Origin of the sequence: Aquibacillus saliphilus (genome assembly GCF_020404745.1) — a bacterium.
Lineage (GTDB): Bacteria > Bacillota > Bacilli > Bacillales > Amphibacillaceae > Aquibacillus > Aquibacillus saliphilus.
This window is the reverse complement of record NZ_JAIZAP010000009.1, coordinates 144,747-165,954: the sequence shown is the minus strand read 5'-3', so window position 1 is coordinate 165,954 and position 21,208 is coordinate 144,747. Positions and strand designations below refer to the sequence as shown.

Annotated in this window: 21 protein-coding genes; 4 read left to right on the top strand and 17 right to left on the bottom strand. The window is 36.5% G+C overall.

Translation table 11 applies throughout. The annotated features are described in order from the left end of the window. Positions 1-24 precede the first annotated feature (24 nt). The 14 genes from LD272_RS11210 to LD272_RS11145 form a co-directional block, all read right to left on the bottom strand. Entirely contained in the window at positions 25-1,122 is a 1,098-nt protein-coding gene (locus LD272_RS11210) for an alanine racemase (protein ID WP_226036709.1), read from the bottom strand. Between the two features lie 17 nt (positions 1,123-1,139). Then, on the bottom strand, positions 1,140-2,099 hold the full coding sequence (locus LD272_RS11205) for a Gfo/Idh/MocA family protein (RefSeq protein ID WP_226036708.1): 960 nt from the start codon (positions 2,097-2,099) through the stop codon (positions 1,140-1,142). Positions 2,100-2,128: 29 nt separating this feature from the next. Then, entirely contained in the window at positions 2,129-3,337 is a 1,209-nt protein-coding gene (locus LD272_RS11200; RefSeq protein ID WP_226036707.1) for a hypothetical protein, read from the bottom strand. Further along, positions 3,337-4,359, bottom strand: a complete 1,023-nt coding sequence (locus LD272_RS11195) for an ABC transporter ATP-binding protein (RefSeq protein ID WP_226036706.1) — start codon at positions 4,357-4,359, stop codon at positions 3,337-3,339. The genes LD272_RS11200 and LD272_RS11195 overlap by 1 nt, the downstream gene beginning before the upstream one ends. Beyond that, on the bottom strand, positions 4,332-5,294 hold the full coding sequence (locus LD272_RS11190) for an ABC transporter ATP-binding protein (protein WP_226036705.1): 963 nt from the start codon (positions 5,292-5,294) through the stop codon (positions 4,332-4,334). Before LD272_RS11190 ends, LD272_RS11195 begins: the two co-directional genes overlap by 28 nt. A 6-nt stretch (positions 5,295-5,300) precedes the next feature. Further along, positions 5,301-6,155 (bottom strand): ABC transporter permease, encoded by an 855-nt coding sequence (locus LD272_RS11185; RefSeq protein WP_226036704.1) that lies wholly within the window; start codon positions 6,153-6,155, stop codon positions 5,301-5,303. 2 nt (positions 6,156-6,157) lie between these two features. Further along, complete coding sequence (locus LD272_RS11180; RefSeq protein WP_226036703.1) at positions 6,158-7,123, bottom strand: ABC transporter permease; 966 nt, start codon at positions 7,121-7,123, stop codon at positions 6,158-6,160. A 69-nt stretch (positions 7,124-7,192) separates the two neighbouring features. Beyond that, positions 7,193-8,758, bottom strand: coding sequence for an ABC transporter substrate-binding protein (locus LD272_RS11175; protein WP_226036702.1), 1,566 nt, complete (start codon positions 8,756-8,758; stop codon positions 7,193-7,195). Between the two features lie 78 nt (positions 8,759-8,836). After that, positions 8,837-9,598, bottom strand: coding sequence for an IclR family transcriptional regulator (locus LD272_RS11170; RefSeq protein ID WP_226036701.1), 762 nt, complete (start codon positions 9,596-9,598; stop codon positions 8,837-8,839). A 42-nt stretch (positions 9,599-9,640) separates the two neighbouring features. Continuing rightward, positions 9,641-10,486, bottom strand: a complete 846-nt coding sequence (locus LD272_RS11165; protein ID WP_226036700.1) for an amidohydrolase family protein — start codon at positions 10,484-10,486, stop codon at positions 9,641-9,643. Between the two features lie 19 nt (positions 10,487-10,505). Next, a complete protein-coding gene (locus LD272_RS11160) occupies positions 10,506-11,789 on the bottom strand; it encodes an aspartate aminotransferase family protein (protein WP_226036699.1) in 1,284 nt (427 codons plus the stop codon). 330 nt (positions 11,790-12,119) lie between these two features. Next, the gene (locus LD272_RS11155; RefSeq protein WP_226036698.1) at positions 12,120-12,632 is read right to left on the bottom strand and encodes a hypothetical protein; all 513 of its coding nucleotides are present in this window, start codon (positions 12,630-12,632) and stop codon (positions 12,120-12,122) included. A 95-nt stretch (positions 12,633-12,727) separates the two neighbouring features. Then, the gene (locus tag LD272_RS11150) at positions 12,728-12,907 is read right to left on the bottom strand and encodes a hypothetical protein (RefSeq protein WP_226036697.1); all 180 of its coding nucleotides are present in this window, start codon (positions 12,905-12,907) and stop codon (positions 12,728-12,730) included. A gap of 495 nt (positions 12,908-13,402) precedes the next feature. Next, positions 13,403-14,398 (bottom strand): tetratricopeptide repeat protein, encoded by a 996-nt coding sequence (locus tag LD272_RS11145; protein ID WP_226036696.1) that lies wholly within the window; start codon positions 14,396-14,398, stop codon positions 13,403-13,405. A 484-nt stretch (positions 14,399-14,882) separates the two neighbouring features. Between LD272_RS11145 and LD272_RS11140 the strand changes: the two genes are divergently transcribed. From LD272_RS11140 to LD272_RS11125, 4 genes are all read left to right on the top strand, one after another. Continuing rightward, positions 14,883-15,401, top strand: a complete 519-nt coding sequence (locus tag LD272_RS11140) for a PadR family transcriptional regulator (protein ID WP_226036695.1) — start codon at positions 14,883-14,885, stop codon at positions 15,399-15,401. Between the two features lie 171 nt (positions 15,402-15,572). Continuing rightward, positions 15,573-16,694 (top strand): ABC transporter permease, encoded by a 1,122-nt coding sequence (locus LD272_RS11135; protein WP_226036694.1) that lies wholly within the window; start codon positions 15,573-15,575, stop codon positions 16,692-16,694. Beyond that, complete coding sequence (locus LD272_RS11130) at positions 16,694-17,428, top strand: ABC transporter ATP-binding protein (RefSeq protein ID WP_226036693.1); 735 nt, start codon at positions 16,694-16,696, stop codon at positions 17,426-17,428. Before LD272_RS11135 ends, LD272_RS11130 begins: the two co-directional genes overlap by 1 nt. Positions 17,429-17,441: 13 nt before the next feature. Then, positions 17,442-17,762, top strand: a complete 321-nt coding sequence (locus LD272_RS11125) for a heme oxygenase (RefSeq protein ID WP_226036692.1) — start codon at positions 17,442-17,444, stop codon at positions 17,760-17,762. 296 nt (positions 17,763-18,058) lie between these two features. On the opposite strand, the gene LD272_RS11120 is transcribed toward LD272_RS11125, so the two are convergent. The 3 genes from LD272_RS11120 to LD272_RS11110 form a co-directional block, all read right to left on the bottom strand. Further along, positions 18,059-18,676, bottom strand: coding sequence for an NAD(P)-dependent oxidoreductase (locus tag LD272_RS11120; protein ID WP_226036691.1), 618 nt, complete (start codon positions 18,674-18,676; stop codon positions 18,059-18,061). A gap of 141 nt (positions 18,677-18,817) precedes the next feature. Then, a complete protein-coding gene (locus LD272_RS11115; protein WP_226036690.1) occupies positions 18,818-20,254 on the bottom strand; it encodes a serine hydrolase domain-containing protein in 1,437 nt (478 codons plus the stop codon). 33 nt (positions 20,255-20,287) lie between these two features. Further along, complete coding sequence (locus tag LD272_RS11110) at positions 20,288-21,196, bottom strand: sensor histidine kinase (RefSeq protein WP_226036689.1); 909 nt, start codon at positions 21,194-21,196, stop codon at positions 20,288-20,290. Positions 21,197-21,208 lie beyond the last annotated feature (12 nt).

Below are 21,208 nucleotides of genomic sequence, written 5' to 3'. Positions count from 1 at the left end.
ACTCTCCGTTTCCATTATCATCATTTACCTGTTCTTACCTCTACCCAGAACAGGAATCATCCGTTCTAACTCCCCATTCCTGAATCCATAAAGATTATCTGTTAAATTTATTACTGGACAAATATGATTTGGAATAATTTGAATTACGTCTCCTACATTCAAATTAGTATTACCTCTTACTACAATCGTTCCATGTTCTTCTGACAGAGAACTTATAACTAAGTTATCATGTCCTTTTACAACTCCGTGACCTCCGTGTTTAAATGGATCCTGAGCCAGAGTTTTACTACCCGCATCAATAATAATTCTGTCATTGGTGGGATGAGATATAACGGTGGCAAATACGGATACAGCACAATTTTCTTCCTTTGCACCACCAGACGCCATCACAAAACGATCATTAAAAACATACATTCCAGGGCGCATTTCAGTTACAAAAGGGATTTCCTTTATAAAGCGCGCTGTTGCCGTAGCACCAATACTGATCTCGGGAATAAAAACCCCTTTTTCTGCTAGCATCTCTTTTGTTTGATTTAAGAGTGTCGCATCCTCTATGGCTATCCTTCTTATTTCTTCATCTGTTTCGGCCTGATATGCATGCCCAGTATGACTCATCAAACCCTTGATAGTAATATGACTCAACTTTGAAATTTCATATAAGTGATCTACGCTTTCAATAGGACTTCTTCCCATCCGGTGCAAACCAGTGTCAACATCCGCATAAATTTCAATTTCTTTATCAAGCTTTTCTCCCACTTCATTTAAGGATCGAGCAATCTCTAGATCATCAAGAGCTACCATTAAATTTGCTCTTTTTAGCAGCTGACCAAATCTTTCTAGTTTTCGCTTCCCTATAATTGGAAAAGCGATAAGAATATCATTAATACCGTTATCTACCATTACTTCTGCTTCACCTAATTTAGCTGTTGTAATACCAATTGCTCCGGCATCTAATTGTTTCTTAGCAACGTATGGGCTTTTATGTGTCTTGGCGTGTGGACGAAGTTTTACTCCTACTTCTTTTGCCAAGTTAGAAAGCCAAGAAATATTTTGTTCTAATACATCTAAATCAACTGCAACTATAGGAGTATCAGTTAATAATTCTTTATCAGTAACCTCCATGTTTCAGTCTCCTCATCTTATTTTTGATATGTTTTCCAAATTGTTCCAATAATTGATTCATGTCCTTCAAGTGTCAGTTCATGTGGAATGGTATTTTCCACTCCATCCAAGAAACATTTTATTTCATTTACTAAGCCACTTAAGGTGCGATCATTAAATGAATCACCACTTTTATAGGGCTTAACCTCTTCCAGACCACCTTTAGTATAAAGTCGTGCGTAATCCCATGTTGATATTTCTATCCTGCCTTTTGTTCCAAAAATAGTTAATTCCTGCCGTTTTTCAACCTCACTCCATTCGAGATGAAGATGAACGTTTACCCCCCCAGACAATTTTCCATTAATAGAGGCAATTTTTTCATTTCGAACAGGACCCTTAAATTTGTAGTCATAAAGTTTTTCTATCTCACTTCCGGTTAGATATTTTAATCTATCTAGGAGATGTACTCCATTACAAATAAAAATACCACCACCCGATATGTCAGGATTGTTATACCAAGAAGGAAGTCCAAAATCACTTAAAATCATAATATCCTGAATGGAAATAATATCGCCAATCAATCCATTTTCTATCCATTTTTTTCCTCTAATGACTTCAGGGTAAAAACGTTGGGTTACACCTACCATAGCTTTTGACTTACTTTCAGAAAGGGCTAATTTCATAGTTTTATAGTCTGACTCAACAGCAGATACGGGCTTCTCCAATAAAATATGGATATTCTCTTTTGCTGCTCGGAGAACAACCTCTTTATGACGATTTGGAGGTGAGCAGACACTTATATATTGGATATCAGGGTACTTTGCTAATGCTTTTTCAAAAGTATCCATATAAGGTATGTTTCTCTGTTCAAGCTCTAACTTAATTTCATCAGTTAATACTGGGTCAATCACACAAAAAGTCGTCTTCGGCTCTACCCCTTTCCATGCTAAAAGATGGAGTTTCCCAATAAAACCATAACCTATAATACCAACTCTCAATATCCACAACTCCCCTGCAAACTCTTGATTTAGTTCATTTCATCAACCATCTTATAAACAGACTGTACCCATTTCATTCTAGTATTGGTTAATAAAGAAGCATTATAAATACCTAGACCAAATGGCTGGTAGTCCATCGCCACTTTTATGCAAGCCTTTAATCCTTCCTCACTTAGAGTGTCAGGATAACCACCATTAAAAGCAGAGAAGATAGGGGTATCACCTATAAACAATTTCACCCATTCTATATCTGCCCTTACCAAAGCCGGATCAGAAAAATAAGATAATAAAAATATTCCATCAGCAGCTTTAGCAACTTCAGATAAAGATGTTCCTTCCATCCATGCTCTTGAAGCAGGCCTTGCAAAAATAGACGGAACTGCATATAGCATCTTCCCATATGAATTTGTTAAACTTCTAATTTCTTTAATAAAACTTGTTACACTTTTTAATCTCATTCTAGAGTATTCGTAAAGATTTGGGTCCTCGAGCAGAATTGATGCTAGTTCTGCATTCGAGAATTCGGCTGAAACCCCACCTCTTTCATTTTCAATTAAGAAATTTATTCTTTCTTTAATACGATGGCGAAGCAGGTCTGAATCAATTCCATCCTTTGCCGCCTTGTCTTGACAATGTTCACAAAAACATAAAGAAAGAAGATATTCACATACTGGACCAAGGTTGGCAAGTATTAATTCGTGATGATGATCATGAATAAAGCCAAGAAAATTTGGTGTTTCTAGTAAAACTGATTCTGGCTTCAAATTTTTCAGAACATCTTCTACCAATGCAGCCAAATACTTTCTAACTGTTGGTTGACTAGGACAGAGTGCGTAATCATATTTTTCACCATATGCGTTTTCTACACATAATTCTAGATTGCTACGACCCAAAGTAGAGTTATGCATACCCACTATCCACGAATTATAGGATATTCCGTTTTTATCACATGTTTCCCTTATTTGCTGATGAATAGGGTCACTACATAAATCAGCATCAACTTGTGGTTGTAAATCTGATGGATACAAGGGTAGATCAGGCTGAAAAGAAGTCCCAGAATCATGTCGAGTATGCATTTTATTAGTAGCCTTAGGATGGAAAAATCGTCCACTATGATAACTTGCGGAAACAAACAATGTATCAGTATTTACTGATTTGTACAATTCGACAGATTCCTCAATACCTTCCTCCGCCATATTCCACGGATAAACGAACAATCCTTTCTGCAAAGCAGCCATCAAAACATCCTCTCCTTTTCGTTTGACTTTAAAGGATGAAAACATGAAACTTTCCTTTCGTTAGCTTGATAGATTTCTTCATTAGAGTCTCCAGAATTAGATAGTTTTGGTTTTGAAGAAGTACAAATTTTAGTTCGATTTGAACATCTTGGTTGAAAAGGGCAACCCTTAGGTATATTAAATAGACTAGGCACTTCCCCGTCTAAAACCTCTAGATGTGATCTTACATCGCTACTTATCTTTGGAATAGACTGAATTAATGCTCTTGTGTACGGATGTTGGGGATTGCGAAATATTTGTTCACTACTTCCTAGTTCTACTATATTGCCAAGGTACATAATAGCTACCCGATCTGAAAATTGACTGACCACCCTCAAATCATGAGCTATAAATACAATGGTTAGACCGAACTTTTTTTGTAATTTAAAAAGCAAATTTAAAATTTGAGATTGAATAGACACATCCAGCGCAGCTATAGGTTCATCGGCTACTAGCAGTTTTGGATTCACAATTAAAGCTCTAGCAATAGCAACTCTTTGCAATTGGCCCCCTGATAACTCATGAGGTAATTTATCAAATAATCTTTCCGGAATTCCTACTTCACTCATGATTGCCAGGAATTTTTCCTCAGCCTCGTCCTCAGTAACCTTAAATAACGAAAACAATGGTGCGGTAACTGCTTTTCTTATTTTTGTTCTAGGGTTAATGGAAGAAAAAGGGTCCTGAAAAACCATCTGGACATCTCTCCTATATTGTAATATTTGTTCACGTTTGGTGAGTTCTATCGGTTTGTCATTTAGATATAATTCTCCATAAGTAAGATTCGTTAAATGAGTAATAACCTTGGCTAAAGTAGACTTTCCACACCCCGATTCACCTACTATAGAAAATATTTCCCCTCTTTTAACTTCAAGAGAAACATCGTCTACTGCTTTTAGAACAATTTTTTTATGAAAATTTCTCTGTTCAAAATACTTGCATATATTGGAAACTCTTAAGATGTATGCAGTGGTTTCAGACATCTTACTCTCCCTCCATCCTGTCTTTCTTCTAATGAAATAGGTCCTTTTCTACAAGAAATATCTGCATATTTACATCTATCGACGAAGTGGCATTCATCAGGAATATTGCTGAGTTTTGGCGGTTGGCCTGATATTGTCATAAATTCGTGTTTAATAGTTTTATTAGGAATGGTTGATATAAGTGCTTCAGTATAGGGATGGGAAGGATTACTCAAGATCTTATTTTTTTCTCCCCACTCGACAATCTGTCCCGCATACATAACCCCTATCTTATCGCACATCTCGGATATAACAGTTAAATCGTGTGAAATAATTAAAACAGAGGTGGATGTACCTGTTACTATATCCTGTAACAAATTAAGTATTTGGGCTTGGATTGTAACATCTAATGCTGTTGTTGGCTCATCCGCAATGATAATGTCAGGCTCATTTATTAGTGCCATGGCTATTACGATCCGTTGCCTCATACCTCCACTAAATTCGTTTGGATAGCGTTTTAAATAGTTATATCCCTTTGGAAATCCAACTCTATCTAAAGCCTCCCTGGCTAACCTTAAAGCGTGCTTTCTCTTAATCTTTTTATGTTGCATTAATGGTTCCGCCACCTGCTCACCTATAGTTATAACAGGATTCAAACTAGATAGTGGATTCTGTGAGATAAGTGAGATCTTCTTTCCGCGAACCTTTCGCATCTCTTTTTCTTTTAAATGAATTAAATTTTTTTCATCTAACAAAACTGATCCTGACAAATCTGCTTGCGGTGAACCTATTAATCTGAGAATTGCTTTCGTAGTGACTGATTTCCCACAACCAGACTCTCCAACTAGACCTACTATTTCACCGGAATTAATATTTAAGGAAACATCCGTAACAGCATAAACTTTTTCATACCTTTTATTAAATGTCACAGACAGATTTTTAATTTCCAGACTCATAATATTTTACCTCCTTACATCTAAGCGATCGCGAAAATGGTCCCCGATGATGTTAATTGATAATACTGTTAACAATATAGCTAGGCCAGGAGCGATTGAATACCATGGATATTTCATATAATTTTGAGCATGATTTAGCATCCCGCCCCAGGATGGATCGGGTGGTTGAATACCTAATCCAAAATAACTTAATCCCGTCTCTATTAAAATAGCAGTTGCGGTCAACAGTGACCCTTGTACAATAATTGGAGTCATACAATTTGGCAAAATCTCAAAAAACATAATTCGACCAGAGGAGACTCCAGATAATTTTGCAGCCATCACGAATTCTCTTTCCTTTAGAGAAAGAACATTACTTCTTACAACCATTGTAAAGCGTGGAAAATTCACCATAGATATGACCACTATTAAACTGAAAGGATTAGGATTCCAAGCTGATACTATCAAAATAGCTAGTAGCATGGCAGGAAAAGAAAGCATGGTATCCACTATGACCTGGATGATTTGTTCTAATTTCCCACCATAATATCCAGCAAGAAGTCCCAAAGGGATTCCTACTAAAGCTGCCAGGATTGCGGATCCCAAGCCAATATAAATGGTAACCCGAGCACTGTACACTAACCTTGACCAAATATCTCTACCATATTCATCAGTTCCCATTATATGTTCGGTTGAGGGCGGGACTAATACATCATCTAACATGACCTCTAATGGGGCATATGAAGTTAACAAGGCCGGAAATAGAGCCATAACAATTAAAAAAAGCAAAATAATAATCGCAAAGCTCGCGAGCCAATTCTTTGTTATACCGTACGACCACCTCTGTAATAATGATGGATTAGTGTTAGATTCCAATTCCAATGTCAACTCCCCCCTTTTGTCATATCAGTTTTAATCCTTGGATCTAGAACGGTGTATAAAAGCACTAACAAAAAGTTAATAGCAACTACTGCAACAGATACAAGAAGAATTGTACCTTGTAGAAGTGTATAATCCCTTGTAATTACAGAATTCAATACCAACCAACCAATACCGGTCCAACTGAAAACTTGCTCAACGATAACTGTTCCAGAAATTAGTGTACCTATTTCTAAACCTAGTACAGTTATTAACGTAAGAAAGGTATTACGAAATCCGTGTTTAAAATATATTTTAAAAGGGGAGAGTCCCTTTGCATAAGCAGTTTCGATATACGGCTCTCCCAAAATGTCTAACATACCATTTCTAACAAATCTAAAATACACAGCGGCTTCAAATATCCCTAATGAGATTGCAGGCATAACTAGTAATTTCATATGCTGTATGGGGTCTTCAGACCACCCAATGTAACCTGATGCGGGGAGCCATTGAAGATTAATCGAAAATAGTAGTATCATCAAAAGACCTAGCCAAAATACAGGAATACTCATACCAAACACACTGAAAACGGATAAGCTTTTGTCCAAAAGTTTTCCTGGACGAGCGCTCGCCATTATGCCCATGGGGATCGCGAAAAGTAACCCAATCACTACCGAAACTAAAATCAATTCAACACTTGCTGGTAAACGAGCCAAAATTATATCAATAACTGGCTTGTTGCTTATAAGCGACTGGCCAAGATCACCTTGTAAAACCCCTCCTATCCAATCCAGATATTGAATGATAAGGGACTGGTCCAATCCCATTTCTTGTTTCAGGCTTTCCACTTTTTCAGGAGAATTGCCGATTGTTCCCAATACAGTAAGAATTGGGTTTCCTGGCGCAAGTCTTATCGCAAAAAATGAAACAATACTTATAAAGAATATAACCACAATGGATTTGAATAGACGTTTAAGTATATAGGAAAGCAAAGATTTTCCCTCCTTACAAGATGATTTTAAGCTATAGACACAGTAACTAGGGTGGTTAATACATAATTATTACTCTACTTGAACCTTATCAAGATATAACACTGATGTTGGATCAAATTCCAAACCACTTACATGATTAGCAACTCCGGCAGCAATAGGCATTTCTACAATTGGTATAATAACCCCCGTTTCGTTTACCAAATCTTGTATCTCTGAATATATTTCTTCTCGAGTTGATTCATCTGCTGTTGAAGCTCCTTTTTCAATTAATTCCACCATTTGGCTGGGATCGACCATGCTATTTTGTGCTAAAGGTAATAGGATTTGGTTAGCATAGGTGGAAGGATCATTACCAGCTTGCGGATAAAAATTGAGTGTCATTTCATAAGAACGTTCAATATATTGATCTACCCAGCTGTTTACTTCCATTGTATTAATTTCCATATCGACATCAATAGAATTTAAATTAGACTGCCACATAACAGCAATTTGTTCTAAATGAGAAACCCCACTTGGTAAAATGAGTGAAAAAGATAATCCTGATCCATAACCTGCTTCTTCAAGTAAATTTTTTGCCTTATCCAGATCAAAAGAATACTCCACACCTTCCTTATAGCCGAAGTTATTAGAAGGGAATGGACTCCAAAGAACTTTTCCATATCCTTGATAAACATTATTTTTAACTGCTTCTTTATCCAGGGCATGTGTCAATGCTTGCATTACACGAGGATCCTGGAACGCTTCATTGTTTTTCAATACAACTTCTACTAGTGCAGTTTGATTGGAAGATACTGGTTGTAATAAAGAAATATCTTCTTCTGATTCTAATTCCGCCATTTGATTTGGGGATAAGCTATTTACCACATCAATCGTTCCCGAAATCAAGTTACTTAAACGCACAGCAGAATCAACAATTGGTCGAAGTACTACTTTATCTACATTCGTTGTATCGCCTTTCCAATAATTTTCAAATTTTTTCAATTCAATTTTATCTCCCGAAGACCAAGAGAAGAATTCAAATGGTCCTGTACCAATAGGATTAGAGCCTAATTCATCTAACGTACCATCAGCAATAATTGGGAAACTAGTTAGATTGCTCAATAATGCAGGGTTGGGCTGTGATAAATGGATAGTTACATTATTTCCATCCCCTACTACACTTTCCACATCTGCAAAGTAAGGTGCAAAAAATGATGCATTGTCTTCATCTTGCGCCATCTCGATAGAATATTTTACATCTGCTGCTGAAAAAGACTGTCCATTTTGGAACTCAACATTTTCCTCTAAAGTGAATGTGTATTCTGTATCACTGACCTTATTCCAGTCGGTCGCTAAATTTGAAACTATGTTCATTGTTGGATCAAACTTAACAAGAGAATCAAAAAGGTTGTAACGAATAATAAAATAATCAACCGTTTGGTTTGTGTATGGATTAAAATTTTGAATATCACTGTTTATAGCTACAGTTATTGATTTTTCTTCGTCATTGTTGGTTTGCTCGTTATTATTTTCTTCCTCGTTTTCACTATCTGCATTTTCACTATCTAAAGTTGAATCGGATGAACATGCTACTACAAGTAGTAAGGGCATAATTATCAAACTAGCTAACATCAATTTACCAAAAAGTTTTTTCATTTAATTTCTCCCCTTAGAGATTAATATAGTTTTAATTAAACTTTTCCTTAATTTGAAATTTTTAAAGAGCTTCGACACTTAAGTTCGCTCCAGTTCGATGCTATATGCAAGTTGTTTGGCTGCCTCTTGAATAATTGATCCTATATGAAAATATTCAGATTCTGGCAATTTTTCTTTTAAAGTAGTGATACTTAACGCTGCGATGGTTTGACCTGTTGAATCGACAACAGGAGCACCAATGCACCTAATTCCAATCTCCCCCTCCTCGTCCTCTAACGTGTAACCTTTATTTCTAAAACCTTCTAATTGATCAAGTAAGTCTTCTAAGCTAGTAACTGTATTTTCATGTTTAGATAAGAAAGTAGTCTCTGCATAACTTTTAATAATTTCTTTATTATCCATATTCATTAGAATCGCTTTACCCACACTTGTAATATATAACGGGTGTGTTTGCCCCTTATAAGTATTGAATTTTACATATCCAGAATCATCTACTTTATCAAGATAGACTGTTTCCATTCCTTCTCTGACTGCCAAATGTGATGTCATTTGAGTTTTATTCGTAAGATCTTGTAATATTGGTCGTGCAATTTTCTTAAGCAAATCATAGTTATCGGCATTTAAGATAAGAGCATATAAACCTTTGTCAATGTTATACTTAGCTTGGTTATCCCTACGAATTATCCCTTCAAATTCAAGTGTTTGTAGGATCACAAAACATGTTGTCTTAGGTATCTCAAGTCTACGTGAGATTTCTGTTACAGTAAGATGATGAAATTGGGACAATAGCCTAATTATTTTTATCGCACGATTTACTGAAGAATCTGATCCACTTTTCAAGACATTCTCCCTCCTCTAAAGAAATAAAGAAAATTTATATTTTCATTTAAGTCCGAGAAGAGATAGAGAATCGCGATAAATTATTTTTTCAATTTCATCCTCTGGAATTTTAGGTAAATTTGTCCCTTCAATAACCTTATTGATATTACGTAGACCGGTTATTGTTTCTTCCGTAGTAGCTATTGGATAGTCACTCCCAAAAAGCAACTTATCCATACAACCATACTCGTGACATAAAGAAAGTGCTTGGTAAAACTGCCAAGGACGATAAAATAATCCCGATATATCAGCATAGACATTTGGTTGTTTTCTAATAAGCACATTGGTTTCATCACACCAAGGGTTCCCAACATGGGCAATGATGATTTTGAGATTGGGAAAATCATGGGCAATTTCTTCAAGTAAAATAGGATTAGCATACCTAAGGGGAGCTTTCCTTGGAAACGTTGCTCCCTGATGAAAAAGTATAGGTAATCCTAATTGTTCAGCTCGAGCGTAAATGGGGTATGCTCTTTTGTCCAAAGGATGAAAGTCTTGATAGATTGGCCCAAGCTTTATCCCTTTTAATCCTAAATCATAAAATGAACGATCTAATTCATCTAACATGTGTGGTAATTTAGGGTTTAAGCCCATAAATCCAATAATGCGTTCTGGATCAGTTTTTACATAATCAGCTGTGGCATCATTTGGATTTTTCCCAATATACATATTAAACACAACGACTTTATCTGCCTCTTTTGTCCCCTTACGGTGTTCAATCTCGCTAAATTTAAACTTTATTCCACCTCCATCTGGACGCATACTTTGGTTTACTGAACCTGTATCCGTTATATCTTCATCAACATCCATAAAAAAGTTTGGTGTATGTGAATGAATATCAATAATCACTTTGCTAACCTCCATTTATTTATTTTTTAATATCTTTCATAACGTCCTCTGTAGCTTGCAACGTTATATCTACATCTTTTTTTGTTAAAGTGAAGTTCGTGTGATTTCTTTTCATTGGAATAGGAAACATAAATATATTTTTCTCAATCATTCCTCTTCGAAATTTTAAATCCATTTCTGTATCTTCTCTCATAAGATCTTCATAATTATTAATTTCCCCACTCATAAAATATGGTACAAAAATAGACCCAAATCCTTTGACAGTCACTTCCAATCCCACTCGATCTGCTATCTCTTGAATACCCATTCTTAATTTTTCTCCGAGTGTATTAATATGCTCATGTACATTTTCTTTTTCCATAATATCGATTGTAGCCAATATAGAAGCTGTCCCCACTACATGTCCGTTGTAGGTTCCCGCAAAAAGAGCGGTTCCTCCAGGACGTGTTGAAAAACTATCCATAATTTCGGACTTCCCACATACCGCTGCAATCGGAAACCCATTAGCTATAGCTTTCCCTAGTGTAGTTAAGTCAGGGGTTATACCACAAATCGCTTGATATCCACCCAAGTGGTGTCGAAAGCCTGTAATTACTTCGTCAAAAATTAGAACTATACCATTTTGTTCTGTTATAGTTCTTAAACCTTTTAAAAATTCCATAGTCGGCATTACATTTCCAATATTGTGAGGAATTGGTTCCAAAATAATAGCAGCTACTTCATTACGGTTAGCCTTTATCATATTTTCAACATCATCTAAATCATTAAATCGACATACTAATGTACTGTCTATCACTTCATCTAGCATGCCTGCGGAACCTGGATCTCTTTTTCCAATCATTTTTTCTTCACTCAGCATATTACGAGCGACATAATCATGCCACCCATGGTAACACCCTTGGAACTTAATTATTTTTTTCCTTCCAGTAAAAGCACGTGAGACACGAATTGCATGAAATGTTGATTCAGAACCGCTGTTCGTAATCAATACTTTTTCAGCAGAAGGTACATGTTCAACAATTTTTTCGCATGTTTTAACTTCAAGTTCGGTTACCCCAACTCCGTATAGTCCGTGTTCACCTAACTGATCCTTAACAGCATCAACAACTTTTGAATAGGAATGACCTAACACAATAGGACCAAAGGCTGCATGGTAATCTAAATATTCTTTTCCGGATATGTCAGTTAACATCGACCCATAAGCTTTCTTAGGCATAATTTGTGGTTCAATTCTTCTCGTATTAGAATGAACTCCCCCTGGCGTTACCTTTTCCGACCGCACTAACAAGTTTTCTACATCCATTTCAACAATTACCTCCAATTAATTTTTTTCAAAGAATAAAGTATATAGATTTTTTAACATTCCGCTAACACCTATGATTTTTTCTTATAATCTAGCAAAGTGAACTTTTTTTGTATGAACTTCACAAGGCGTCCCTTGTTGTCAACATATACACAGATTTATTAATTCCTCGACTAAATGTTTATAATTTTCTGATTATTTAGATTATATATTTAATTCAGATATTTGTCAATATTCAGTTTATTGTTCATATATATGAACAATTGTTTTTTATTTGGTCAATTTTTTTACATCCAACCTTGTATTCTTCATGAGTTATATCATTGCCCCTTACTGATGTATTTTTACTTTCATCCATTGAACAAGCTCCTCGTACTGCTTGGTCTCTCTCATTTCTTCCGCTTCTTTCTTCATAATTCGGTTTCGTTTAAATGTGTTTAACTTTAGCTCACGAATCTCAGTCTTTTTTGTTTGGATAATTTCTGCCATCGCTACAGTGTCTTGATAGATGAGACTCATATTCCACTTCTCACCGCTCTTATTCTCTGCAACCAAGCATGCTCCAGAATGGTTACCATACCGGATTTGCCACTTATAATTAAGCTTGCAGTTCTTCAAATACTTTTCCTGCAGCACCTGAAACCAAGCACCTTGAAACACTCCAGACAGCTGAACATTAGGCTGGTAGCGATAGTGACCATTACAACCAGCAAGACTTGTTATTCCGGCAACATTCAAGGTTTTTACTAGCATTGCCATGTTCGGGTCTAAATCCAATGCATTCACTTTTATGCCGAACCTTCGTTGGGCAAAAGCTCTCCAGCGGAAGTGGTAGCCTGCCATCAAAACAGGAAATTCTCTACCTTTTTATTGATAATCCGCTTCATAATGGAAACCGGCAGACGATTCAACAGTACTTGAAACTTAAAAGCTTCTGCCTAAAAGACAGGTAGCCCGATTTCCTCGAGTAACCGTTGCACTCCTTCAACATCCGAAGCAGTGTTTTCATCAGTAAGTACGATAAAATCAATCTCAATTTCAACAAACAAGCCTCTCATACGCAACGCTTCCGCTAATCGTTCCGTACCATTCATTCGTTCTAAGTTTAATAAATTCATTCTCATCATCCTAACCACAGTATAATAAAAACAAGGTTACGAATTCGTAACCTTGTTTTTACCTGAGGACATAATATTTATCTGGATAGTTATACTTGTATCGACCATTAGTTGTAATGAGCACATGCTTACGCACTTGCACTTGATCAATCTGCAGCGCAGTGGCTAAATTAGTTCTGAGACGTGATATATATACTTTTACTGCCGTATTTCCAACCTGTTCATTCACCCAGACAGCATCCTCAATCATTGTTTATGACCAAGGGGGAAAATGTACCCTTTTTCAGGCATCATTTTGATGAATATTCAGTTTACTTAGGACTTTCCAAATAATTTACTTTCATTTCCAATTATGGAAGTATGAAAGGGGAGTTTTAAACTTGAATTTTATTTAATAGGGTACTGTTTGAACACGCTCTTATAGACAAATCTATCACTTTGTCATTCGGCAGGGTCTGTAAGCGTACCCCTTCATTTAAAACAAATGCGATAAATTTATAATTCTTTTGCCCTCTGCTTTGCCAGATCATCACCTTTTAAAGCAGCTTTTTGATACCAATATTTAGCTTTTTTTATATTAACTTGGGTTCCAATCCCGTTCTCATGGCAAACACCAAGATTAAACTCCCCATAAGAGTCACCCCGATCAGCAGCCATTTGATACCAAGATATCGCTTCATCCCCCAGGCCATTTTCCACTGCTTCATGTCCTAGGCGATTCGCTGCAAACACATCACCAAAAAGGGCGGATTCAGTAAACCATCGTTTGGATTCTCCCATGTCTACTTCTGTCCCGACACCATTTTCATACATATAGCCAAGTGTGTACATTGCTTCAGGTACGCCTCTATCAGCGGCTTCCTTGAAAAGTTCTAGAGCTCTTTTTTCATTCTTCTCCACATACTCCCCACGTAAATACATATCCGCATAATTGTTTAGGGCATCCGCATGTCCTTTTTCCGCGGCTTCTTTATAACAAAAATAAGCTTTTTCCCAATCATGTTCGACAACTTTTCCAACAAAATAATCATTACCTAGCCAGTAAAGGGCATCCACACTACCGGCATCGGCTGCTACTTTGAACCAGTCAAAGGCCCATTCATCACGCTGCATTGATTTATAAAAATGACCAAGTTCGAGCTGGGCATCTGCATTACCTACTAAGGCTTTTTTATACAAGGAAATAATTTCCTCTTCTTCCTTTTTATCGATATAGATTCCCGCTGGATCATTTGTGGGGTTCATCATTTCGGATAATATAATTTTTAGATCACGTAATAAAATAGATTTGTATTCCTCCTGAAAGGTAGTTACGTGCTCTAACTGCGTACACAAGATAAGAATATCGTCAGGAAGATTACTTGTTGAAGAATCACATTCTTTTAAAATCAAAGAAATCCCTTCAAGAAAATGATCACTTTCAGCTAGATTTGCTAGTAGTTCAGCAGCTACCGTAAAACCATTTTCAGTTAATTCTTGTTGCAGTTCCACTTGAAAGACACCCTTCTATTATCCAATTTACCTAGAGTATCTCATATTTCATTATTACTTGGAAGTATATGAAAATAGTGCCGTCACCACCCGTAAATGTCGAATTTGACAAATCACGGGTGGTGACGGCACCATTAGAACCAAGAATGCATGCTACCAAGGTCTCTACGCGGATTGACATGACATAGAAGCTGCGCTTTTTCTCCTGCCTTTACTATGCCAGCAATATAGCCCTCTTTTTTATTATCGGGGGTCAGGCACTTGTAGCGTAATTTATTTTCATAACCGCTACCCCATTTCTTCCTTTTTCTATTGCATAGTATTGTTATACTGTGTAACAATCAATGGTAAGTTTATTATGCCTATTGCTCCAACCCCATAACCACTAATGGTTGTATCACTTCTGGTGGTAATCCCTCAATTGACTACAAAGTAAATTTAGGAGAAAATAAATAAAGAATACTTAAAAGAAAGGAGGATTTCAGTGGAACATCGCTCACTAATTCTGCTTGGGTTACTTATGGGACAAAGTCAGCACGGATATCAAATTAATGAATTTATTGAAAGAAACTTAAGTACAGTTACAGATATGAAAAAACCTACTGCTTATGCTACTCTGGATAAACTAAATCAAAAGGGATATATAGATATTCAGTTAGAACAAGAAGGAAATAGACCCACCCGAAAAGTGTACTCTATAAATGAAAGCGGCCGAAACTATTTTTATCAATTACTCTTAGATAATCTATCCTCTGCGGAAAGTGTTAATTACCAAGGAGATATTGGGTTAATGTTTATTGATTTTCTTCCGATTGATAAAGCAATAGCGGCCTTGAAGGAAAGATTAAAAAAGAACAAAAAACTAATAGATCTATTTAACCAAACCCCTACACATGGAATACGAACTGGTGTTAATCTTGCAGTCAAACATAAAATTACAATGTTAGAAGCAGAAGTTGCCTTTCTTGAAAATAATATTCACCATCTTCTTCATTCGGATTAAATTTTATACTCACATGAATTAAAGGAACCGACCGAGGGTTCCTTTTTTATATCTCAATAAAAAATAATCCTGTTTAACCATATAATCACAATTGACTAATCAATGACAAACTAGTATAATTTCATTAGTCACATGTGACTATTAGTGTTTACATCAAAGGAGTGACTTACATTGTTTCTTGCTATAAGAGAGTTAAAGCATGGTAAATTACGGTTTCTAATGATTGGCGTTATAACTGTCATGATTGCTTGGTTGGTATTCATGCTATCAGGGTTAGGTAACGGCCTTTCCACTCTTAGTGCCGCAACAATTAAAAATATGGATGCCACTTATGTGACATTTGAAGATGGATCTAGAGCCTCTATGAGTCGATCATTATTGAGTGAATCATTGGCAGAAAAACTGGAAAATCAGCCCAATGTTTCAGCTGCAACCGTAATGGGTGCAACCATGGGAACCATACTAAATAATTCTGATTCTGGAACTAACGAAAAAGTAGATATTGCTATATTGGGAACAACACCGGGTAGTTTTCTGGAACCCAATGTGATTGACGGAAAGCCACTTCAAGCAAATGAATCATTGGAAGTGATCGCTAATGATACCTTAAAGAAAAAGGGCTTTAAGATTGGTGATACCCTGAAGATAGAAGGTTCATTAGAAAAAATGAAAATTGTCGGGTTTGTTAACAATGAAACCTACAATCATTTACCTGCCATTTTTACTACTTTAGATAAGTGGCGCTCTATTCAATTTGCAGCACCTGGTTCTGATAAAGGAATTGAGAAACCTGTAAATGCGATTATGTTACAAGGAAAAAATATTGATTCTGAGAAATTAAATCAGTTATTCAAGAATACGGAAACAGTAACCAAGAGCGCAGCCGTCCAGGGTATGCCTGGTTATAAAGAAGAAAATGGCACCATTATGATGATGCTTGCTTTTCTTTTAGCCATCTCGGCATTTGTTCTAGGTGTATTCTTTTACGTACTTACCTTGCAAAAATCTAATCAATTTGGCATATTAAAAGCTCTTGGCGCCAGCAATCGTTTCCTTGGAAGAGCTATTGTTTCCCAAGTATTTCTATTATCATTTGTTAGTATTACAGCAGGAGTCTTGTTAACCTATGGGACAGCCCTTATTCTCCCAGATGAAATGCCGTTTTCACTTGATCTTAAATTAGTTGTCCTTTATGCCCTTTTATTACTTGTCATTTCGATTTTAAGTTCATTGGTTTCCGTTCGAAAAATCACAAAAATAGACCCACTTCAAGCGATTGGGAGGATGGAATAATGTCAGGAATACAATTCAAAAATGTCTCAAAACTTTATCAACAGGGTGAAAATCAAGTTCTTGCCCTTGATGATATCTCCCTAACTGTGGAACAAGGTGAGTTTATCGCTGTCATTGGCCCATCTGGTTCAGGAAAAAGTACATTTCTAGCTATTGCAGGTGCATTACTCCAGACATCTAAAGGTGAGGTCATTCTTAACGGTAAGAACCTTAATGAATTAAAACCTAAGAATTTAGTGCGATTGCGTCTGGAAGAAATAGGATTTATCTTACAAACAAGTAATCTTGTCCCCTATTTAAATGTTTTAGAACAATTACTTGTAGTGAAAAAAATGGCAGGGAAACTTGCAAAAGTGGATAAGGGATACGCAAAGGAATTATTACAAAGTCTCGGGTTAGCAGCAAAACTGGAAAAATTACCTGAACAACTATCTGGAGGTGAACGACAGCGTACTGCAATTGCTCGTGCTTTTATGAACAATCCATCAATTATTCTGGCAGACGAGCCAACAGCAAGTCTTGATTCGAAAAGGGCTCATGAAGTGGTTCAACTCATAGCCAACGAAGCAAAAACAAGAAACAAAGCAGCGATTATGGTTACCCATGACGAACGAATGCTAGAATACTGCGATAAAGTATATCGAATGGAAGATGGCAGACTTAAACATGATGATTCATTCAATCGTGAAAACGGGAATACTCTACTAGAGGATAAACAGTTGCAAGAAAACTAAGGAGGAATAATCAATGATTATTGTAACGAACAGAATTAAAATGAAATTAGGTTTTGCTGAAAAGATGGCTCCAATGTTCACAAGACCAGGAACTCTACAGAAAATGAATGGTTTTGTAAAAGTCGAGGTACTAATTACCAAAAATCTATCAGAATATGATGAGCTAAATGTAAATATGTATTGGAACACCATGGAGGACTTTACCCTTTGGAAAAATAGCGATGCTTTTAAAGAAGCTCATTCAGGTCCAACGAACGGGGAACAAGAATCCCCTATCTTGGGGAGTGAAATCATTATCTCAGAGGTTGCTTCGACTTTAGATTCAAATGCATAATTACTTACTAACCCCCTACTTTTGAATAGTAGGGGGTTTTATGAACTTGAACCATCACGAGCTAAAAAGGGGGCTGCTGTACGTACTCAAAATCTGAGTAGAAGAATATCTTAAGTAATGCCAAAGAACCGTCTTGGTGCTTGAAAATTTGACAGTCACCTCTATTTTTGAGCTAAAGGACTTGTCCCTATGACTTTCTAAGCCCCCTTAACATTTCTTTATAATGCACCCTTTTATGTATAGTTGGAGGCAGTTGGTCATGATCGTACTGTTCAGGAGATAACTTGTGTAACTACTTAGGTAGAAATTCCAATTGACGTATTTTCATAACGTGAATCTCTTAATGCTTTTAAGATAAAGTGTGCTACGTCAGCTCGCGGTATTGACTTTGATTTCTCCGGTACGCTTGTTGAAGATTCTCTGTACTTTCCTGTAAATGGTTGATTTGTTAACCCCATCGGTCGAGCAATTGTGTAGTTCAGTTCATGCGCTTGAATATAATCAACTGCAGCGCGATGATCTATTAGAGGATTCTTAAGCATTCCCATGACCAGTTTTCCACTTAGTCCCGATAATTCTTTATGGACTCCCGCAGATGCAGTGTAGATAATTCGTTCTACATTATGCTCCTTCATGCCATTAACAATATTTTTTGTCATTTCTTGAAGCTCGGTTGACTTTTTCATCCCTTGACTTGAGCCTAAACATGATACAACAGCCTCATGACCTGCAATCGCTTCTGAGACTTCCCCTTGATTGAAAGCATTTCCCTGTATAATCTTTAAATTTTCATGAGAAACGGTTAGCTTTGTTGGAGTCCGTACAAACGCTGTTATTTCAAATCCAGCCTCAAGTCCTTGACTCACAACGGATTGACCTACACCACCTGTTGCACCAAAAACGATAATTTTCATAATATCCACCTTTCTATCTCAATTTTATCTTATCATTTCCTAACTAAATACCCCATTTATTCGTCTCTTATTTTTTTAATATTCACTTACTACCCCTACTTCAGCCACTTTTAGAAATGCTCACAACTTTCAAACTTCACCTCATCTTATACGATAATATACCCTCAAAATTGTTAGAACCAATCCATTAATGAAAATGATTGCCAATAAGATCATCGCTGCTGGGTAAAGACCGAATGCATCAATCGTGGTCGAACTGTTATTTTCTAAAGTTGGAACAATAAAGAACAGCCAACCAATACATAGGATAGGGACCAATTGTGGGATTAACCGTAAATAAAATCTCCAAGCAGAATGATTTTTACGATGATCCGTCCATTTTTTACTTCGTAGGATTCCTCGAATGCCGAAAACCAAGTAAATCGATGTTATGAGAGCGAGGGAAAGGTCAATTATTTTAGGTACAGGAGCTTTCATTTCAGGTTCATTTCCCTCAGTTAGTTGAATTATCCCCGAACTAATCTCATATGCATGTTCTAATGTAGGAGTGAAGCTATTGAGTAAAACCGCAACTGCATACCCACTACTCGGTACAATGTCTTGCTGAGTTTGATAAGTAGATACTGAACCGCTATGTGAAATACGTGCTGGTTTGACATTCGGAGAACTTAACGACCAGCCAAGACCGTATTTTTCACTGCCAGGCTGTGATGAATAGTACTCTTCTAATAATTCTTTTGATAATAATAACTCTCCTACTTCATTCTTGCCTTCGTTTGTGTGCATTGAAAGCCATTTCCCCATATCCGAAGCAGTCGTAACGACTCCTCCAGCCCCCATCAACATTTGTTCAAGCTCTGTCCAAGGTATTGCCGTTCCATATGCTGTTACATATCCTTTTGGTAGCCCAGACACAGAATCTCCAGAGTTCACAGCAGTAAGCGAGTCATTCATTCCTAGTGGTGAAAATACCTCTTGCGTTAAATAATCTTCAAACCCAATACCACTAATTTTTTCTACCAAATAAGCTAAGACCCAATAGTTTGCATTACTATAAGCATATTTCTCTCCGGGTTGAGATTGTAGTTTCCAATCAAAGAGACGTTCTACTCCTGCTTTTAACGTATTTGCTGGGGCTACAATTATTGGATCCGGCAAACCAGATGTTTGACTCAACAATTGCCGTATCGTAACTTCTTCCCATCTAGGATCGTCAAGTTTCACTTCTGGCAAATGTTTCACTACATGATCATCTAGTTGAATCTTTCCTTCATCAACGAGTTGTAACACAGCAAATGCTGTAAATGGTTTAGAACCTGAAGCGAGTCTCATTTTAGAATTTGCTGTCAGTGGTTTTTCGTTAGAATTATGGCCATAACCTTTTTCATACTTTAACTTGCCATCTTTAACAACTACAATAGAAGCACCAGGCAATCCGTTTTTTTTGAGATAATTCGTAACAAATTCATCAACATCAACTGTATTGATAGACTCAGCAGCCTGAATTGATAAAGGAGGAATCCATACGTTTAATAATATAAATGCTATTAGAAAATTAACACCTAGCTTCTTACGCATATACTAAACTCCATTCTAATTTATTTTCTATTTTTATTTGTTCTTCACTGTTTCCCATTCACAAATGATGGACAGTTGCTCATCATTTAGCTGTCCCGTAATTGTCCCATCCATTTTTTCCATAAAGCTTTTCACAATCGACAATCCTAATCCGGTGCTTTTGCCTGAACGAGATTGATCTGCCATATAAAATCGGTCAAAAATTCGGTCAACATCTTCTTCAGTCAAAGAAAGTGCATCATTTTTAACAATCAGTCTAGCTCTCCTATCATTTTCCTCAAGACTTATGATGAGGTTTCCATTTGAGTGGGCAATAGCATTTGAAAACAAATTTTCAATTACTCTCGTAACGGCTGATTCATCAGAGACAATGAATACATCGTTTTCTGGCACCTGAATGATTGGTTCTATATTTTTGTCGTTAAAACGATCATAAAAACTCATCAAGATATTTATCGTTAAATTCCTCATATTGATTTGTTCAGATTTCATAGGGCGATCCGTCGATTCAATTATGCTCAGTTCAAAAAACTCTTTTAACATTTCCTCAAGTCTTTTTGCTCGTTTAATTGCAGTAGCTAATAATTCTTTTCTCTCGTCTGTTGTAATATCATCGTCTTCAGCCATCTGGATGAACCCTAATATAGAAGTTAATGGTGTCCTTAAATCATGAGACATATTGGCAACCGCCTGTTTTTGCTCGTTTTTAAAGCGGACTCTCTTTCTATTTTCTGTCACGTATAGATCCATAAGTTTATTTATTTCAATTCCAAGGTTTTCAATGTCTTTATCAAGGAGTGACATATCAATTTTTTTATTCGTTTTACTTTTATTGTAGAGTTGCAGCTGCTTGCTAATCTTTTTCACTTCTTTTTTTAGTACAAATTCGCGAGTGAGCAAAAGTAATGTCAAAAAAAATAGTGTTAATGCTACATATATCATTGGTCTCACCAC

Excerpts from the sequence above, each read along its gene's own strand:
- LD272_RS11210 (WP_226036709.1), bottom strand. The coding sequence starts at position 1,122 with ATGGAGGTTACTGATAAAGAATTATTAACTGATACTCCTATAGTTGCA.
- LD272_RS11125 (WP_226036692.1), top strand. The coding sequence starts at position 17,442 with ATGATTATTGTAACGAACAGAATTAAAATGAAATTAGGTTTTGCTGAA.
- LD272_RS11130 (WP_226036693.1), top strand. The coding sequence starts at position 16,694 with ATGTCAGGAATACAATTCAAAAATGTCTCAAAACTTTATCAACAGGGT.
- LD272_RS11160 (WP_226036699.1), bottom strand. The coding sequence starts at position 11,789 with ATGGATGTAGAAAACTTGTTAGTGCGGTCGGAAAAGGTAACGCCAGGG.
- LD272_RS11110 (WP_226036689.1), bottom strand. The coding sequence starts at position 21,196 with ATGATATATGTAGCATTAACACTATTTTTTTTGACATTACTTTTGCTC.
- LD272_RS11175 (WP_226036702.1), bottom strand. The coding sequence starts at position 8,758 with ATGAAAAAACTTTTTGGTAAATTGATGTTAGCTAGTTTGATAATTATG.
- LD272_RS11120 (WP_226036691.1), bottom strand. The coding sequence starts at position 18,676 with ATGAAAATTATCGTTTTTGGTGCAACAGGTGGTGTAGGTCAATCCGTT.
- LD272_RS11195 (WP_226036706.1), bottom strand. The coding sequence starts at position 4,359 with ATGTCTGAAACCACTGCATACATCTTAAGAGTTTCCAATATATGCAAG.
- LD272_RS11150 (WP_226036697.1), bottom strand. The coding sequence starts at position 12,907 with ATGAATTTATTAAACTTAGAACGAATGAATGGTACGGAACGATTAGCG.
- LD272_RS11115 (WP_226036690.1), bottom strand. The coding sequence starts at position 20,254 with ATGCGTAAGAAGCTAGGTGTTAATTTTCTAATAGCATTTATATTATTA.
- LD272_RS11155 (WP_226036698.1), bottom strand. The coding sequence starts at position 12,632 with ATGGCAGGCTACCACTTCCGCTGGAGAGCTTTTGCCCAACGAAGGTTC.
- LD272_RS11200 (WP_226036707.1), bottom strand. The coding sequence starts at position 3,337 with ATGGCTGCTTTGCAGAAAGGATTGTTCGTTTATCCGTGGAATATGGCG.
- LD272_RS11190 (WP_226036705.1), bottom strand. The coding sequence starts at position 5,294 with ATGAGTCTGGAAATTAAAAATCTGTCTGTGACATTTAATAAAAGGTAT.